Origin of the sequence: Mycobacterium sp. SMC-16 (genome assembly GCF_046250085.1) — a bacterium.
GTDB lineage: Bacteria > Actinomycetota > Actinomycetes > Mycobacteriales > Mycobacteriaceae > Mycobacterium > Mycobacterium phocaicum.
Map to the genome: position 1 here is coordinate 215,524 of NZ_CP176427.1, position 15,850 is coordinate 231,373.

Consider the following 15,850-nt stretch of genomic DNA (forward strand, 5'->3'; position numbering starts at 1 on the left):
CAGGCCGGCTGTCGCGGCCAGCTTGTCGGTGATACCCACGGCCGGTCAGCCTAGTACCGGGAAGCGCCGCTCTTCGGCGAGTTCGTCGAGAGCGTCCTGCATGACCTTGCGGACGCGAGCGTCGACCGCGTCGATGTCGGGCTCTTCACCGAACTCGGCCTCGATGTTGATGGGCGGCAGCACCTGCATGACGATCTTCGACGGCAGTGGCACGTTGAAGGGCAGCACGGCGGACAGGCCGAACGGCAGGCCGACGGACAGCGGCACCACCTTGGCGCGGGCGGCACGCGCGATGGGGCCGAGTGCCTTGGCGATCTTCTCGCCGCGGGTGAGGAAGATCTGCGTCTCCTGGCCGCCGATGCCGACCATCGGCACGATCGGCACGCCCGCGTTGATCGCCGCCTTGACGTACCCCTTACGGCCGTCGAAGTCGATCTTGTTGGCGTCGGTCGACGGCCGGTAGACGTCGTAGTCACCGCCGGGGAAGACGACGACGAGGCCGCCTGAGCGCAGTGCCTCGTCGGCGTTCTCGTGGCTGGCCAGGATGTAGCCGGTCTTCTTGAAGAAGTCCGCGGTCGGGCCGACCATGAGCATGGCGTGGCTGAGGGTGTAGACGGGACGGTCGTAGCCGTACTTGTCGTAGAAGTGCGACGAGAAGATTGGCACGTCCATGGGCAGCATGCCGCCCGAGTGGTTGCTCACGACGAGCGCGCCGCCGAGGGGAATGTTCTCCAATCCGCGGACCTCGGATCGGTGATACACCTTCAGCAGCGGGCGGAGAATCCCCATGACCTTCTCGGTCAGCTCCGGGTCGAATTTGGTGATTTCGGGCAGCTTGGCCACGGTTTCTCCTCTGACTGCGGCAAAAACTAGAACGCGTTCTAATTTTCGATTATTCACTGGTTGACCGCCGGACGCCAATCCCCTGTGGCTAGCATCACCGTCGTGACCGAAGAAGCCACCAGCGAAGATGCCGTCCTGCTCGAACAGCGCGACCGCATACTGATCATCACCATCAATCGGCCCCAAGCCAAGAACGCTGTCAACTCAGCGGTCAGCAATGGCTTGGCAGCTGCCGCGGACCGCCTCGACGAGGACCCCGGACTGTCGGTCGGCGTGCTGACCGGTGCGGGCGGCTCGTTCTGTGCCGGCATGGATCTCAAGGCCTTCGCCAAAGGCGAGAACATCATCTCGAGCCGCGGCTTCGGCCTGACCCAGCGCCCGCCGGCCAAGCCGCTGATCGCGGCGGTCGAGGGTTACGCCCTGGCGGGCGGCACCGAGCTGGCGCTGTCGGCCGACCTGATCGTCGCCTCCAACGCGTCGGCGTTCGGTATCCCCGAGGTGAAGCGCGGTCTGGTCGCCGGTGGTGGCGGGCTGCTGCGGCTGCCGCAGCGCATCCCCTACGCCATCGCCATGGAGCTCGCGCTCACGGGTGACAACCTCACCGCGACGCGCGCGCACGAATTGGGCCTGGTCAACGAGCTGACCGAGCCGGGTGGCGCACTGGAGGCCGCGCTGGCGCTGGCCGAGCGCATCACCGCCAACGGCCCGCTGGCCGTCGCCGCGACCAAGCGCATCATCGTCGAGTCGCCGGACTGGTCCGACGCGGAGAAGTGGGAGAAGCAGGGCGCCATCCTGGGCCCGATCTTCATGTCGAAGGACGCGCGTGAGGGCGCGGTGGCCTTCGCCGAGAAGCGCGCGCCGCAGTGGACCGGTAGCTGACCCTCGCTACTTGGGTTTCTTCTCCGGCTGCTGCACCGGGCACTGCTGCTCAACCCAGTTGTTGAGCGTGCGGCTGAACTGGCTGCGGTCGGGATCGCTGCTGTGCAGGCCGTTGGTCTTGACGAAGTGCGTCACGGCGGCCTGCACATCGGCCGGCGGGTGGAAGCCGTTGATGGTGTCGCCGGCGGCCTTCGCATCGTCGGGGGACGCCCCGGACATCAGGTTCACCACGGCGCCGGTGAGCTGTAGGCAGGTGCCGCCGTCGAGCTGACGGCTGGTGGGGGACGGCGGCGCACCGGCTTCGGGTGTGCTGGGGGCCGCTGCCGACGAACTCGGCGCCGGAGCGCTGGACGTCGAGGTGGTCGGCGGCGCCGGCTGCTTGTCAGCCGAACATCCGGCCAGCAGCAGCGCGGCTGCCAGCACCGCGGCCTGACGGCCACCGAATCGCCGCGACGTCATGTTCTCCCGGTAGCGCATGTGTTTGTTCTACCGGGAAGATCGTTCGCGTCGGCCGCTGGGGTCGAACAAATGTCAGACCGAGGCGACGAAGTCGCTGCTGTAGAACTCGGCCGGGCTCTGCGAGTGCGGCTGGGGCAGATCGACCGCGACCCAGACGCCGGTGGTGCCACGGGCGACGGGCAGCTGGACGGTGGCGCTGCCGTTGCCCCAGCCGTCGGTGCTCAGCGGGGCGGTGCCGATGCTCGGGTCGCCCGGCAGGCAGCCGAGGGTGGCATGCGGTGCCGGGATCACGCGGACCGTGTACTGCGCGTTGCGCGCACCGTCGAGCATCTCGATGTGGGCGGTGGCGGTGCGCCCGTCGGAGGTGATCTCCGCCGTCGGGACGGCCGGGAAGCGGAACTTCATGTAGTTGATCGGCTGCCGGTCGCAGGTGTAGGCCCGCGACATCAGGGTCTGACGATGCGTGCCGGCGGCCTGGGCGGGCGCGGCGACGACGGCCGCGGCGGGCAGGGCGGCACAGACGGCCAACGCGGCGAAAGCGCCACTCTTCTTGGACATGTGTCGAGTTTTTACCGGGACCGCCGGTAGCGCTATGGCCGCCGTCACAAGCGGATCGAACCCACTTTCGGCGTGATAATGACTTAGGTCACAACAGGATTCGGCTGCGCCCTACGGTCACATCCCATGGGCCGGTTGTCGCTGTGCGGCCGGCCAGTCGCCGGGCGTGCCAGCTGGCGCTGCCGAACTCGTCGGCCCAACTGCGGGCCCGCATCGTCGCGCGCCACAGCGGATGTTCCGCCGTGGTGCCGATGGCACCGTGCAGCTGGTGGGCGATGGTCGTCACCGGGCCGACGGCCCGGCCGACGGCGACCTTCGCCACCGTCGTGGCGTAGACGGTGCGGTCGTCGCCGAAACCGTATTGCGCAGCGGCCGTGACCGCCAGAGTGGTTGCGGCCCGGGCTCGCTCGATCTCGCCGAGCATCGTGGCCAGCGAGTGCTGCACGGCCTGGAATGCCGCGAGCGGGCGGCCGAACTGCACGCGTGTCTCGGTGTGCGCGACGGTCAGTTGTGCGGCGGCGTCGAACGCGCCGACGATCTGCACGCAGCGACACCACGCGCCGCGGATGGTCAGCTCGTCGGCGATCGCGAGCGGAAGCCGGACGACATCGGCTGCTGCGGTGTCGAATTCGATGGCGGCCCGGGGCTCGCCGGCGAAGTTGTGTCCGCCGTCGATGAGTGCCGGTGTGTCGCGCAGCGCGACGTAGAGGGCGTCCGGCTTGCGCGCCGCCACCACCACGGGTCCGCAGTGCGGCCAGGTGGCGACGCCGTCCGGCGCCAGTGCGAGCGGTCCCGATTGCGGCACGCTCAAGCCGGCTTCGGCGGCCAACCATGTTGCCAGCACATCGGTTTCGGCGATCGGCACCGCGGCGGCATGGCGGGCCAGGGTGCCCAGCACGACGGCCGCGGCGGCGGGTCCGGCGTCGGCGTCACTGCTGAGCCGGGTCAGTCCCGAACCCTCGGCGGTGCGCCACAGGGCGTCGTCGAACGTCAGCGGCAGTGTCCGGGCGGGCGCGGCCGTCCGGCCGATCTGCTCGGCCAGTTCCCGCAATTCGGCGTACTCATCCGAATGCTGCTCGGCCGCAGACTGTTTGGTCCAGTTCTTGGCGACGATGCCGCGCAGCACCTCGTTGGTGCCGCCGCGCAGTGTGAACAGCGGTGCGTGCACGCGGGCGGTGTCCAGCATCGCCTGTAGCCGCGGCCGGTCGGGGCCGTCGTACCGATCCAGCAACTCCGCGGCGATCTCGACGGAATCCTGTTCGAACCGCGTGCCGAGGTCTGTCACCAGCGCGGCGGACACCGCGGCGTCCCGGCCGGCGGTCAGTGCCCGGGCGACCGAGATGGACAGCTGACGCAGCGAGATCATCCGCGCCATCAGGTCACCCACATCGGTGCGCGGGTCAAGGGCCGCGATGAGCGCGAAAAGCAGTGTGGCCGTGGACAGGAAGCGCTCAGGGCCGCTGCGCTCGAAACCCAGCTCGGACGTCACCTGATGCCAGCCGGCGCCGACGGTGCCGAGTAGATCGGCATCCGTCAGCACGACGTCGTCGAACAGCACCTCGTTGAAGTGGTGCTCGCCGTTCATCTGGACGATCGGCTCGATGGTGACGCCCGGGGCATCGGTCGGCACGATGAACTGGCTGAATCCTGCGTGCCGATGTTTCGGGTCCAGCGGGCTGGTACGGGCGAGCACCACGATCTGGTGTGCCAGGTGCGCGCCGCTGGTCCACACCTTGCTGCCGCTGAGCAGCCAGCCGCTGTCGGTGTGCGTGGCCTTGGTCGTGACGGCGGCGAGATCGGAACCCGCCTCGTGCTCACTCATGCCGATGGCGGAATGCAGAGTGCCGGAGGCGATTCGGGGCAGGAGGCGGCGGCGCTGGTCCTCGCTGCCGTAGGTGAGGAGGGCGGGCGCCACCTGTCGGTCGGCGATCCAGTGTGCGGCGACCGGGGCGCCGTGGGCCAGGAGTTCCTCGGTGACGACGTACCGGTGCATGTGGCTGCGCCCGCGGCCGCCGTACTCGACGGGGATGGTCAGCCCGACGAAGCCGGCCGCAGCCAGCCGCACGCTGAAGTCGGCGTCCCACTTCGACAGCCAGCAGTCGACGCCGGGTTGCCAGCCGAACTGCGCCGCGTCCGCCGCCAGGAAGCGGCGCAGGTCGTCGCGTAGTTTGGCCAGGTCACCGTCGTCGGCGCGGAGAGCGTCGAAATCGTCCATCGGGCAACAGTAATCGCGGCGCGCCGGAATGTCGGTGGGTCACGGCATACTCGGTGCGATGGCGACCATTTACTACACCGCGTCGAGCTTGGACGGCTTCATCGTCGATTCCGCCGGCAGTCTCGACTGGCTGCTCTCGCGTGACATCGACGTCGACGGCCCGTTCGGCTACAAGGCCTTCGAGAAGTCGGTGGGTGCCCTGGTCATGGGGTCGACGACGTACCGCTGGGTCGTCGAGCACGAGCCGGGTGCCTGGCCGTATCCCCAACCGACGTGGGTGCTCACCTCCCGGTCGGACGTCGTCGTCGATGGCCATCCGGTACAGGCGGTGAGCGGTGATGTGGCGCAACTGCTTCCGACCCTGGTGGCGACGGCGGGCGAGCGTGACGTGTGGATCGTCGGGGGCGGTGACGTCGCGGCGCAGTTCGTGACGGCCGGTCTGGTCGACGAACTCATCGTGTCCTACGCGCCGTGCTCGTTGGGCGAAGGAGCACCCGTGCTGCCGGTGCGCTCGGAGTGGAAGCTGTTGGAGTCCGCGGTGAACGGGGACTTCGTGTGCGCGCGCTGGGCTCGCGCGGAAGGCTAACTGCCGGCGGTCGGCAGGCCGTTGTTCTTGACGAAAGCCTTTGCCTTGATGAGGAATTCGAGTTGAGTGGCGACGTCGTGCAGCGGTTCGACGCTCTGTGACGAGCGGCTCAGGACCACGGCGCCCTCGAGCGCGGCCAGGCAGGTGACCGCCAGCGCTGACGCGTCACTGTCGCTGAAGCCTTCGGCAGTGAAGGCGTGTCCGAGCGCGGTGCGCCACCGATCGAAGATCTCGGCGGCGATGGGCGTCAGGGTCGGCGCTTCGTCGCCCGACCCGACTGCTGCCGCGACCACCGGGCACCCGGCGGTGAAGTCGCTGTCGGCGAGGATGCGATCCCAGAACGTGACGAATCCGCGCACGAGGGCGATGCCGCCGTACGCGGCGGACGCGTCGATATGTGCGGCGATCGCATCACCGGCGAACTGCAGCGCCTCGATCAGCAGCTGGCTGCGGCCCTCGGGAAAGTGGTGGTAGACCGAGCCGCGCGGGGCACCGCTGCGGACCAGCACCTCGTCGATGGTCACGCCTGCGGCGCCGCGTTCACGCAGCACGGCGGCGGCGCTGCGCACCATGCGTTCCCGCGTGGCGCCCCGCTTGTTGACCGTCTTGGCGACGGGCTCAGCTGACGTCAATGCGTGACCCGGTTCCGCAGCCGCGTCATCCGATCCTGCATGCCGCGCGCAGCTTCACGCAGCCGCTCGTTGGCACCCAGGACGGTATGCGTGAAGCGATGGCCCTTCACGTTGACCTCGACCACCCACATGGCGCCTCCTTGATATGGGACTCAGCATAAAACGCCGACCGCACGAGGCCAAAGAATGTATTCCAGGTCACTATTGGGTGGCTACAGCGGCCAAATGCCATCAAAACTATGGTCTCTTGCATAATTTGTGAATCGAGAGTTCACTGCTGACATGACGACCGAACCCGTATTGCAGACCGTCACCATCGAACGGGACGGACGTGTTCTGGTGATGGGACTCGATCGGCCCGACAAGCGCAACGCGTTCGACCGCACGATGCTGGCTGACCTCTCCCGGGCATACGGGCTGTTGGAGCGCGACGAGAGCCTTCGTGCCGGCGTGCTCGTCGCTCACGGCGACCACTTCACCGCGGGCCTGGACCTGCTCGACGTCGCGCCGTCCATTGCTGCGGGGGAAAGTCCTTTTCCCGCCGACGGCCGCGATCCCTGGCGGCTCGACGGTCCGTGGACCAAGCCGGTCGTCGCGGCGGTCCAGGGCCGGTGCCTGACGCTGGGCATCGAACTGCTGCTCGCCGCAGACATTCGGGTCGCTGCCGCCGACGCCCGCTTCGCCCAGATCGAGGTGCTGCGCGGCATCTACCCGTTCGGCGGCGCCAGCGTGCGGTTACCGCGCGACGCAGGATGGGGCAACGCCATGCGTTGGCTGCTCACGGGTGACGAGTTCGACGCGGCCGAGGCGCACCGCATCGGCCTGGTGCAGGAGGTGGTCGAGAACGCTGCGGCCGCGCACGCGCGGGCGCTCGAGATCGCGCACGCCCTCTCCGACCGTGCTGCTCCACTGGGTGTGCGCGCGACGCTGGCCTCGGCGCAGCTGGCCCGCAGTTCCGGCGAGGCCGCGGCGTTCGAGCGACTGCAACCCGAAGTCGCCCGATTGTTCACCACCCGGGACGCCGCCGAGGGCGTGCAGTCCTTCGTCGAGCGTCGCCCCGCTCAGTTCCAGGGGGCGTAGCCACGGTCCAACTCGAAGGCCGGCCTCGCGACTGAGAAATGGCGTTGACTGCGAACCTACGCACCTGCCCACGCGTACTTTTGCGACCTCAGTTCGCACTCAACTCCCGCGATCCGGCCGGTTGCTGCTGGCTCGGCGCGAAAACCTCCCGACAAGTACGTCGCGTCAATCACCCTGCGCATTTAGCCGCCGTGATTGAACCCAGGGACCATTTAGGGGCTTGAGCCGTCCCTGAATGCAGAAACCGTCGGCAGATCCCGACCGCGATTGCACCCAGGTACTTTCCGCTAGCATCCGCTAAACCGAGCCGAGGCTGACACAGCGCTCAGCCGGACTCGGCGCGTGGCCCTCAGCATTACTGACGAACTCCCGCTCGGGGGAACGCAAAACTGCCCCTTCTCCGAGGAAAAGGGGCAGTTTTGCGTCAGTTCGCAGAGAAAACTAGCCGGCGTTCTCCAGCGCGACGAGCGCGGCAGCGACGGCGAAGTACTTGCTGGAACCGAGCTGACGCACGGTCTTGATGTTGAACGCCGCGGCGAGGTGCTCGGCGTCGGCGTCGCTGACCCCGGCCAGCGCGGCGGGCGATGCGTCGAGGATTTCCTTGAGGGACTTGCCCTCGTACGCCTTGTCGAGTGCCTTGTCGAGATCTACAGAGACAGCCATACGTTTCCTCCCAGATTGTTTGCCAGACCTTCGGACGGGCGTGACGGTATCAGCGATTGCTGGGGTTCGCCTGGGATAAAAAACCGGTGCTGAAAAAGCCGAATGGCCACCCGGCCGAGTCCCCCGAGGGGCGAAGGACAAAGCGCGGGTGGCCATCCGGACGAAGGTGGTATTACTCCGGGGTGTAGCCGAATGGCATCAGGACGCTCTTGGCCTGGCAGTAGGCCTCGATGCCCTCGGGGCCGTTCTCGCGGCCGATGCCGGAGTTCTTGTAGCCGCCGAACGGCGCACCCGGGTCGAACGCGTACATGTTGACCGCGTAGGTGCCGGTGCGAATCTGCGAGGCGATCTTCATGGCCCGCGGGATGTCGGTGGTGTAGACGCTGCCGGCCAGGCCGTAGTCCGAGTCGTTGGCGATCCGGATGGCGTCTTCTTCGCTGTCGAAGGGGATGATCGCCAACACCGGGCCGAAGATCTCCTCCTGGGCGATGGTCATCGAGTTGTCGACATCGGCGAACACCGTCGGCTGCACGAACCAACCGGAATCGAGGCCGTCGGGACGGCCACCGCCGGTGGCGATGCGGGCGCCTTCTTCGACACCCTTCTTGATGTAGCTCTCGACGCGCTCGCGCTGCTTCTCGCTGATCAGCGGACCGATCATGGCGGCCGGATTATCGGGGAGGCCGACCTGCATGGCGGCCGCGCCGGCGGCCACCTTCTCGACGACCTCGTCGTACCGCGACCGCGGGGCCAGGATGCGGGTCTGGCCGACGCAGGCCTGGCCGGTGTTCATCAGGCCCGAGAACAGCAGCATCGGAAGGGTGGAGTCCAGGTCGGCGTCCTCGAGGATGATCGCCGCGGACTTGCCGCCGAGTTCCAGGGTGCAGGGCTTGAGGCGCTCAGCGGCGACCTTGCCGATCTCCTTGCCGACAGCCGAGCTGCCGGTGAATGTGAACTTGTCGATCTCGGGGTTGGCGGTCAGCGCGCGGCCGGTCTCGGGGCCACCCGGCACGATCGACAGCACGCCCTCGGGCAGGCCGGCGTCGGCGAAGGCCTGCGCCATCGCGAACACCGACAGCGGCGTCTCGGCTGCGGGCTTGAGCACGACGGTGCAGCCGGCGAGCAGTGCCGGACCCAGCTTGTTGGCGGCCAGGAAGAAGGGGACGTTCCACGCGGCGACGGCGGCGACGACCCCGATGGGCTCGCGGGTCACCAGGGTCTGGCCGTAGATGCCGTCGCGGATGTCGCTCCACTGGAACTTGTCGGCGGCGCCGGCGTAGTAGTTGAACGACGACATGGCGGCGCCGTACTGCATCATGTCGACGATGCTCGGCGGCTGGCCGGTCTCGGCGGCGAGCAGGAACTTCAGCTCATCGGCGCGCTCGGTCATGATGCGCGACGCCTCGGCGATCACCGCGGCGCGCTCGGCCGGCGACATCTTGGGCCACGGGCCCTCGTCGAACGCCTTGCGGGCGGCGGCACAGGCGGCATCCACATCGGCCTTCGAGGCCAGCGGCACCTTGCCGACGAGCTCGCCGGTGGCCGGGGAGTGCACCGCGATGACGTCCGACGTCGCGGGTGCGGTCCACTGACCGCCGATGAACAGCTGATCCCACTCGGTTTTGAAAGCCGTGCTCTGTGTCATGGCCGTCACACTACCGAGTTTTCGGCCAAACGAGAACATGTTCCAATTAGGTCATTCAGCTGGGCCGGAGCACCAACACCAGGTTGCTCGTCAAGAACTCCTGTAACACCGGTACAGAAGTCGCACGCCAGGCCCATTGCGGGTGGTAGCGGGGGAATGCGGCGACCAGCGCCCCCGTGCTGCGCGCCCACTCCAGCCCAGCTGCGGCAGACACCGCGAACAACGACGATCCGTAGTCGTTCTTCGGCCGGCGGCCGTGTTTGCGGGTGTACATCTCGGCGGCCCGCCGGCCGCCGAGGTAGTGCGTCAGCCCCATCTCGTGCCCACCGAAGGGCCCGAGCCACACCGTGTACGACAGGATCACCAGCCCGCCCGGCCGGGTGACCCGCAGCATCTCCCGGCCCATCAGCCACGGTTCGGGGACGTGTTCGGCGACGTTCGACGACAAACAGACATCGACGCTGTCGTCGGCGAACGGCAGCGCCATGCCCGAGGCGCGCACGAAGCTACCGGCGCCATCGGGTTGCGCGGCCGGACCCGCGTGCATCTCGCGAGGGTCGGGCTCGACGCCGATGTATGTCATTCCGGCGCTGGAGAATTCGGTGGCGAAGTAGCCCGGGCCGCCGCCGACGTCGAGCACCGTCATGCCGTCGGGGGCGGTGCCGTTGAGGTCGCGCCACAGACCGTCCACGAGCGCGACGGTGTCGCTGGCGAGGCCGCCGTAGAAGCGGGCCGGGTCGCTCTGCTCGAAACGGAACTCGCCGAGCAGTCGGATCGAGCGCGCGAGGGTGGCCCGCTTACGCGTGGTGACCAGTCGTTTGGCTGCCCGGCGATTCACTCCGCAACCCTACTGACCGGTACCCTTCATTCGATGCCAGACCACCCCCAGCAGCCTGCTGGATCTCCTGACGAGATCCGGTCGGTGCTGCTGCTCTGCTGGCGCGACACCGGCCATCCCCAGGGTGGCGGGAGCGAGACGTATCTGCAGCGCATCGGCGCACAGCTGGCGGAGTCCGGCGTGCGGGTGACGCTGCGGACCGCCCGCTATCGCGGGGCGTCGCGCACCGAGGTCGTCGACGGCATCCGGATCAGCCGCGGCGGTGGCCGGCTGTCGGTCTACATCTGGGCCGGGCTGGCGATGGTGCTGGCCCGCGTCGGGCTGGGCCCGCTGCGCGGCGTCCGGCCGGATGTGGTGATCGATTCGCAGAACGGCATCCCCTTCCTGGCTCGCCTGGCCTACGGCCGGCGCGCGATGGTGCTGGTACATCACTGCCACCGCGACCAGTGGCCGGTAGCTGGGCGCGTGATGAGCAAGTTCGGGTGGTTCGTGGAGTCGCGGCTCTCGCCCCGGCTGCACCGCAACAACCAGTACGTGACGGTGTCGCTGCCGTCGGCCCGGGACCTCGTGGATCTGGGCGTCGACGCTTCGCGGATCGCTGTCGTGCGCAACGGCGTCGACCTCGCTCCGGCGGCGTCCCTGTCGCTGCCCCGGGCGACGGAGCCGCGCATCGTCGTGCTGTCGAGGTTGGTGCCGCACAAACAGATCGAGGACGTGCTCGACGCCGTCGCGCTGCTGGCGCCCCTGGTGCCGGGGCTGCGTCTGGATGTCGTCGGCGGCGGCTGGTGGGACGAGCGCCTGGTCGCGCACGCCCGGCGGCTCGGCATCAGTGCCGCGGTGACGTTCCACGGCCATGTCGACGAGGACACCAAACACGAAGTGCTGCAACAGGCTTGGGTTCACGCACTGCCGTCGCGCAAGGAAGGCTGGGCGCTGGCCGTCATCGAGGCCGCGCAGCACGGCGTGCCCACGGTGGGCTACCGGTCCTCGGGCGGCCTGACCGATTCGATCGTCGACGGCGTCACGGGCCTGCTGGTCGACGACCACCGCGGCCTGGTCACCGCGCTCGAGACCTTGCTGACCGACGCCGTCCTGCGCGATCAGCTGGGCGCCAAGGCGCAGGTGCGGGCCGCCGAATTCTCGTGGCCGCAAAGCGCTTCCGCGATGCTGACGGTTGCCGAGGCCGTCCGGGACGGCAAGTTCGTCAACGGGATCGTCTGAACCGAGTCGCGAGCGAGCCTGGCTTGAGCTGGGAAATTACCGTCCGGAAGGTTGTCGACTCCGAATAGACTAGGGCGGTATGGGGGATGCGCTCGATGCGTTTGATTCGGTGTGGCAGCGGGCGCACGCCACATTCGGTACGGGTACGCCGCAGACCGGCGAGCATTTCGACAAGAGCGCCCAATTGCGTGGCATGCAGGCCACCGTGCAGTCCGCTGCGCCGGGGGATAACTGGCGCGGTACTGCATCCAGCGCTTATGGCACCGCCAACACCAGTCAAGGACGTGCCCTCGGCGGACTGGCGGACCTGGACCAACAGTTGCGTACTGCTGTCGATCGATCAGCCGAGATCGTCACCAAGGGGCGGCAGGGCCTTGATGAGACCCGTAAGTGGGTCCAGGACATGGCAGCCCAGGTTCCGGCGGGACGTAACCCCGATATGCAGTTGCAGCCCATCGCCAGCCAGGGACTCAAGCAGGTTAGTGATCTCCTGACGTCGACTGTGACGCAGCAGAACGCCGTCGCCGGTGACATCAAGGTGCTCACTACGCGGTATAACGCCATCAAAGGCGATCTGCCGCTGTCGCCGAAGGACGACAGAAAGGACGATCAGGACAAAAAGGATGGCAAGGACTCGGTCGTCGGCGATGACAAGAAGGATGGCAAGGACGACAAGAAATCTCCGGCTCAAACGGGCGCTGACGATGCCAATGCCCTGCAGAACGGACAGCTGACCCCCGAACAGCGCGAGCGCCTGACGCAGAACACCACCCTGAGTCCCGAACAACAGGCCGCGCTGCACAACGGAAAACTGAATATGCCGCCCGACCAGATGGCGTATCTCCAGGGATTCTCGCGTGCCTTCGGCGACAAGACGCCGGCCGAGATCAAAGCGATCATGGACAAATCCGGCCCCGACGGCAAGAGCGTTGCCGATGTCTTTCAGCTCGCATCGAACCCCAACATCAAGACGGGACTGCCGGAGACACAACCTCCGTCAATTGACCATCCGTCCAGCGGTGGAAAGTACGCACTGCCGGACGGCATCCAAAAGGTGCTCGACGGACCTGTCCTGACTCCGCTGGTCTACGGCGAACCAGTGCACAAGCCTGACGGCTCGATCGGCCCGCCGCCGCTCATAGGTCCATCCCAGCCGACTGCGGGCCTCAATGACCTCGCCAACATCATCCAGAGTGGCAACCGAGATTTGCAGGTCGGGTCTGCCCTCGACTCCGGCATGATGACGCAGAGTCAACGACTGCTCGAGCAGTCCAATGGTTGGGCTGTCCCGAATGCCCACGATTTACAGGCCGACCGTGCCCATTGGTATCAGGCCGCTGTCGATCCGACACTGCAAAACATGTTCAACGCCCTGAACAAGGACGACATGGTGATCCATGGCGCCGTTGCCGGGCCCGGCGGGGATAAGTTTCTCGACAATCTCACCAATCATCAGTGGCAGGACAACGGGTTGGCCGCGGGCGGCCTCTTTGACTGGGTTGGGGATACTGCCGCACACGATTCCACTGGCCGTGCCGCGCAGACGGCGCATGCTCTCGCCCAGTACATGAGTGATCCCGACAAGCATCATTTGCTCAACTTGGAAAGCGCGCCGGGCCAATCCCTCGGCCAAGTCAATCCCGAACTGACCCGAGATTGGGCGCGGGCCCTATCTCCCTATCTTGACGACATGGTGGGCAACAACGTCAGTGGCAACAACGGATTGTTCCCACCGCTTGATCCGCCTGACGGCAGTAAGACTGAACCGACGAACACCCGCCACGTCATGAGCGTGCTGATGTCCGACCACCCGCCGGCCGATCAGAAAGTGGACGCCAACGCGCCAAAGACGGCCAGCCAGATTGTCTTCGAAGCCACTCAGCACGACGTCAATCAGATGTTCGACAAGGCGGCATTGTCCGCAGTGGACCCAAGCGGCGCGAAAGATGATTTCTCGGCTCAGGCTGCAGGTCGGCTACAGGCAGCACTGAATCTCGGGAGCTTCGACGAAGCGAATTCCCGACTGCACAACACATTTCAAGCCCAGCACGACGCGTGGCAACTGCGTGGGAAGTTGTACGACATTGTGGGGGCGGGTGTCGACCAATTCGGTGCTCCCGGCGGTGCCGCGAAGGACGTGATGGATCTCGGCAAGGAATACATCATCGGTCCGGAGCCGAAAGAGGTAAAAGCGGCGAATGTCACCATTCCGGGAACGTTCCCCACGCAGCAGCACATGGCCGAGGTGCTGGCGCAGTCGCACGCCGGTGATATGTCGAAGTTGCAAGAATATTTCAGAGACGGTGAGTTGCATCCACCGAAGAATGATGGAGGCCCTGCGTATTCCCGGTACCACAATCAGGTAGTGGCGTATCTCAATTCCATTGGGGAATCCGGCTCGATCAACGATCTTTTGCAGTCGTACTGGACCACCTACACGGGTTCGGTCTACGGGGCGACATAGATGACACGGGGCACAAAACTCATTGTTGTGATGCTCGCGGTCGTCACGTTGATTTCCGGCTGTGTTGATTACCAGAAACCTAAGGCTGACTCAACCGCGCCGACAGAGAAGCGCCTGTTTCAATACTGGCCCACCTTGCTCAACAATTTTCGATTTCGGTGGAGTTCTGAATTGGGTATTGATGTGACGACTGGTCCGGCGATGGTGGTTCGCGCGTATTTGGAGGCCCACGACATCGCGACATTCACCCTGGACGCGAACAATGTGTATCCCGGTTTCATGCGGGCGACGCCGGAGAATTTGACATTCAAACAAGCAGAGTTGTTGCAACAGACGTATGTACGTCCCCTTGGCGAGGGGTACCCGACCACTCCGAAGGACGCCCGTGCGCACTTCGGATACACCATCAGTCATTTTCTGGAGCTTGTTCCTAGCGGAGATGGCTGGGCGGCGCTCGTGTGCGAAGGGACCTATCCCCACTTCACGGCTAGTCGTGTGCATCCGGGCAAGTATGTGTCGGTGAACGCGGACGAAGTGACCGCGCAGCCGAATAATGGTGTAGTCAAGGATGAAGATCTCGGCGTTGAGCCTATTAGAGTGACGCTGACTCAACATGATCCGCGCGTCGGACCGGGTGCTCCTGCTGATGTCACCACTCCGCAGAAGGGGCCTGCGTTCTCGCCCGACCGCGACGTTTTCGGCAACTGGTTTATTACTGCGGCGAGTTTTGGCGGGTGGGGTCCAAAAGACGTCACCCAGTCGTTGCGGTGGGACCAGCCCGAACCGCAGAATCGCTGCAACTCCGTCATGCCGCAGAACGCCGCTGAGCGTCGAGCCATCATTACCGGGTTCAGAGACGCGCCACCTCCACACGGCGACGCCGTCCCAGGATGGCCGCTACCAGCGGGTGACCGACCATGACCCCGCCACCGGAGGACGTCGCCCACCAATCTGGAGATAGATAATGACCGAACCACTACGAGTAGACCCCGCAGGCCTGTTGAACTACGCCCAGCAGCACGCCGATGTCTCCTCGGGTATGTCAGGTCTGTTCGGTGCTGGGGCGCCTGACGGCAAGGGCGTCGACACCAGCCACGGGGTCGTGTCGTCGGCGGTTTCCACCGCACTGTCGAGTGCGCTGGAGGGCCGCGGTGAGGTCTTCGGCGCCGTCTCGGAGACTGCTGACAAGTTTTCGGAGCGCCTGCAGCGCGCGTCGAAGGCATATGCCGACGGCGATCGGCAGGCGGCGGATCGAATCAAGGCCGCAACGGGCGGGATGGAAGGAAATGGTTCCGGTGGCCAGGCGGGCGGACCGGCTGGCGGCGCTCCTGGCGCTCAGACGGGCCAACAGATGATGGGCCAAATGAGCCAGATTTTGGGGCAGGTCGGCCAGCAGGTCGGTCAGCTTGCGCAGTCGGTCACCCAGCCTTTGCAGGGCTTGACGCAAGGCCTGCAGCAGATCCCCCAGCAGATCGCCCAAGCTGCCCAGCAAGCATCGCAGTCTGCTTCCGCCGGCAGCGCCGGTCAAGGCAAGGACCTCAAAGCGCGCGACGCTGAACGGGACGAGCGCGAGCGCAATGACGCGGAACGCAAGCGGGCTGCGCGCGCAGAGCGCGACGGAGCCGGCGGCCCCCCAACGCAACAAGAACAAGCCGGACAAGGCAATTCGAGCGGCGCGGGGCGGGCTCCCGTCGAGCCGAGCGCGCCCACGGTTCGCCCTGCGCCGACGCGCGTGCCTGTTGACTGAGGTCGTCTTGCAAACTCGGC

16 protein-coding genes and 1 pseudogene are annotated in these 15,850 nt (G+C 66.4%); 7 read left to right on the top strand and 10 right to left on the bottom strand.

The features are described from left to right. Nucleotides 1–45 precede the first annotated feature (45 nt). Nucleotides 46–789 (bottom strand): lysophospholipid acyltransferase family protein, encoded by a 744-nt coding sequence (locus ACJEIK_RS01005; protein ID WP_409431782.1) that lies wholly within the window; start codon nucleotides 787–789, stop codon nucleotides 46–48. A 147-nt stretch (nucleotides 790–936) separates the two neighbouring features. Here ACJEIK_RS01005 and ACJEIK_RS01010 point away from each other — a divergent pair, with 147 nt between their 5' ends. Further along, entirely contained in the window at nucleotides 937–1,722 is a 786-nt protein-coding gene (locus ACJEIK_RS01010) for a crotonase/enoyl-CoA hydratase family protein (RefSeq protein WP_409431783.1), read from the top strand. 6 nt (nucleotides 1,723–1,728) lie between these two features. Here the strand turns inward: ACJEIK_RS01010 and ACJEIK_RS01015 are convergent, their stop codons facing one another. The 4 genes and pseudogenes from ACJEIK_RS01015 to ACJEIK_RS01030 form a co-directional block, all read right to left on the bottom strand. Beyond that, nucleotides 1,729–2,199 (bottom strand): hypothetical protein, encoded by a 471-nt coding sequence (locus ACJEIK_RS01015; RefSeq protein WP_409430888.1) that lies wholly within the window; start codon nucleotides 2,197–2,199, stop codon nucleotides 1,729–1,731. 54 nt (nucleotides 2,200–2,253) lie between these two features. Further along, nucleotides 2,254–2,739: a hypothetical protein gene (locus ACJEIK_RS01020; protein ID WP_409430889.1), complete on the bottom strand. Its 486-nt coding sequence runs from the start codon at nucleotides 2,737–2,739 to the stop codon at nucleotides 2,254–2,256. Between the two features lie 88 nt (nucleotides 2,740–2,827). Continuing rightward, nucleotides 2,828–3,865 carry an acyl-CoA dehydrogenase family protein gene (locus ACJEIK_RS01025; RefSeq protein ID WP_409431784.1) on the bottom strand — a complete coding sequence of 346 codons (1,038 nt, stop codon included), beginning with the start codon at nucleotides 3,863–3,865 and terminating at the stop codon, nucleotides 2,828–2,830. Further along, nucleotides 3,842–4,954, bottom strand: a pseudogene (locus tag ACJEIK_RS01030) (acyl-CoA dehydrogenase family protein); the annotation flags it as partial. The gene ACJEIK_RS01025 and the pseudogene ACJEIK_RS01030, both read right to left, overlap by 24 nt. 58 nt (nucleotides 4,955–5,012) lie before the next feature. On the opposite strand from ACJEIK_RS01030, the gene ACJEIK_RS01035 reads away from it, so the two are divergent. Next, on the top strand, nucleotides 5,013–5,540 hold the full coding sequence (locus tag ACJEIK_RS01035; protein ID WP_409430890.1) for a dihydrofolate reductase family protein: 528 nt from the start codon (nucleotides 5,013–5,015) through the stop codon (nucleotides 5,538–5,540). On the opposite strand, the gene ACJEIK_RS01040 is transcribed toward ACJEIK_RS01035, so the two are convergent. Together ACJEIK_RS01040 and ACJEIK_RS01045 are read right to left on the bottom strand one after the other, a co-directional pair. Beyond that, the gene (locus tag ACJEIK_RS01040; RefSeq protein WP_133425815.1) at nucleotides 5,537–6,172 is read right to left on the bottom strand and encodes a TetR/AcrR family transcriptional regulator; all 636 of its coding nucleotides are present in this window, start codon (nucleotides 6,170–6,172) and stop codon (nucleotides 5,537–5,539) included. The genes ACJEIK_RS01035 and ACJEIK_RS01040 overlap by 4 nt on opposite strands. Beyond that, nucleotides 6,169–6,303, bottom strand: a complete 135-nt coding sequence (locus tag ACJEIK_RS01045) for a hypothetical protein (protein ID WP_272868753.1) — start codon at nucleotides 6,301–6,303, stop codon at nucleotides 6,169–6,171. The genes ACJEIK_RS01040 and ACJEIK_RS01045 overlap by 4 nt, the downstream gene beginning before the upstream one ends. Before the next feature lie 151 nt (nucleotides 6,304–6,454). Between ACJEIK_RS01045 and ACJEIK_RS01050 the strand changes: the two genes are divergently transcribed. Then, complete coding sequence (locus tag ACJEIK_RS01050) at nucleotides 6,455–7,252, top strand: crotonase/enoyl-CoA hydratase family protein (protein ID WP_133425816.1); 798 nt, start codon at nucleotides 6,455–6,457, stop codon at nucleotides 7,250–7,252. 441 nt (nucleotides 7,253–7,693) lie between these two features. Here the strand turns inward: ACJEIK_RS01050 and ACJEIK_RS01055 are convergent, their stop codons facing one another. The 3 genes from ACJEIK_RS01055 to ACJEIK_RS01065 form a co-directional block, all read right to left on the bottom strand. After that, nucleotides 7,694–7,915, bottom strand: a complete 222-nt coding sequence (locus ACJEIK_RS01055; protein WP_061006832.1) for a hypothetical protein — start codon at nucleotides 7,913–7,915, stop codon at nucleotides 7,694–7,696. 172 nt (nucleotides 7,916–8,087) lie between these two features. Further along, nucleotides 8,088–9,560, bottom strand: a complete 1,473-nt coding sequence (locus ACJEIK_RS01060) for an aldehyde dehydrogenase (RefSeq protein ID WP_163692837.1) — start codon at nucleotides 9,558–9,560, stop codon at nucleotides 8,088–8,090. A gap of 55 nt (nucleotides 9,561–9,615) precedes the next feature. Further along, complete coding sequence (locus ACJEIK_RS01065) at nucleotides 9,616–10,374, bottom strand: class I SAM-dependent methyltransferase (RefSeq protein WP_061006844.1); 759 nt, start codon at nucleotides 10,372–10,374, stop codon at nucleotides 9,616–9,618. A gap of 57 nt (nucleotides 10,375–10,431) precedes the next feature. Between ACJEIK_RS01065 and ACJEIK_RS01070 the strand changes: the two genes are divergently transcribed. From ACJEIK_RS01070 to ACJEIK_RS01085, 4 genes are all read left to right on the top strand, one after another. Beyond that, nucleotides 10,432–11,619, top strand: a complete 1,188-nt coding sequence (locus ACJEIK_RS01070) for a glycosyltransferase family 4 protein (RefSeq protein WP_064861096.1) — start codon at nucleotides 10,432–10,434, stop codon at nucleotides 11,617–11,619. A gap of 79 nt (nucleotides 11,620–11,698) precedes the next feature. After that, entirely contained in the window at nucleotides 11,699–14,083 is a 2,385-nt protein-coding gene (locus ACJEIK_RS01075; protein WP_064861095.1) for an EspA/EspE family type VII secretion system effector, read from the top strand. Nucleotides 14,084–14,110: 27 nt separating this feature from the next. Then, a complete protein-coding gene (locus ACJEIK_RS01080) occupies nucleotides 14,111–15,004 on the top strand; it encodes a hypothetical protein (protein WP_135357734.1) in 894 nt (297 codons plus the stop codon). Between the two features lie 43 nt (nucleotides 15,005–15,047). Further along, nucleotides 15,048–15,830 carry a type VII secretion target gene (locus tag ACJEIK_RS01085; protein ID WP_409430891.1) on the top strand — a complete coding sequence of 261 codons (783 nt, stop codon included), beginning with the start codon at nucleotides 15,048–15,050 and terminating at the stop codon, nucleotides 15,828–15,830. The last annotated feature ends 20 nt before the right edge of the window (nucleotides 15,831–15,850 follow it).

What these genes read in the sequence shown, in the direction of transcription:
- ACJEIK_RS01050 (WP_133425816.1), top strand. Translation starts at nt 6,455, where the DNA reads ATGACGACCGAACCCGTATTGCAGACCGTCACCATCGAACGGGACGGA.
- ACJEIK_RS01070 (WP_064861096.1), top strand. Translation starts at nt 10,432, where the DNA reads ATGCCAGACCACCCCCAGCAGCCTGCTGGATCTCCTGACGAGATCCGG.
- ACJEIK_RS01020 (WP_409430889.1), bottom strand. Translation starts at nt 2,739, where the DNA reads ATGTCCAAGAAGAGTGGCGCTTTCGCCGCGTTGGCCGTCTGTGCCGCC.
- ACJEIK_RS01005 (WP_409431782.1), bottom strand. Translation starts at nt 789, where the DNA reads ATGGGGATTCTCCGCCCGCTGCTGAAGGTGTATCACCGATCCGAGGTC.
- ACJEIK_RS01075 (WP_064861095.1), top strand. Translation starts at nt 11,699, where the DNA reads ATGGGGGATGCGCTCGATGCGTTTGATTCGGTGTGGCAGCGGGCGCAC.
- ACJEIK_RS01060 (WP_163692837.1), bottom strand. Translation starts at nt 9,560, where the DNA reads ATGACACAGAGCACGGCTTTCAAAACCGAGTGGGATCAGCTGTTCATC.
- ACJEIK_RS01055 (WP_061006832.1), bottom strand. Translation starts at nt 7,915, where the DNA reads ATGGCTGTCTCTGTAGATCTCGACAAGGCACTCGACAAGGCGTACGAG.
- ACJEIK_RS01085 (WP_409430891.1), top strand. Translation starts at nt 15,048, where the DNA reads ATGACCGAACCACTACGAGTAGACCCCGCAGGCCTGTTGAACTACGCC.
- ACJEIK_RS01015 (WP_409430888.1), bottom strand. Translation starts at nt 2,199, where the DNA reads ATGCGCTACCGGGAGAACATGACGTCGCGGCGATTCGGTGGCCGTCAG.
- ACJEIK_RS01045 (WP_272868753.1), bottom strand. Translation starts at nt 6,303, where the DNA reads ATGTGGGTGGTCGAGGTCAACGTGAAGGGCCATCGCTTCACGCATACC.
- ACJEIK_RS01035 (WP_409430890.1), top strand. Translation starts at nt 5,013, where the DNA reads ATGGCGACCATTTACTACACCGCGTCGAGCTTGGACGGCTTCATCGTC.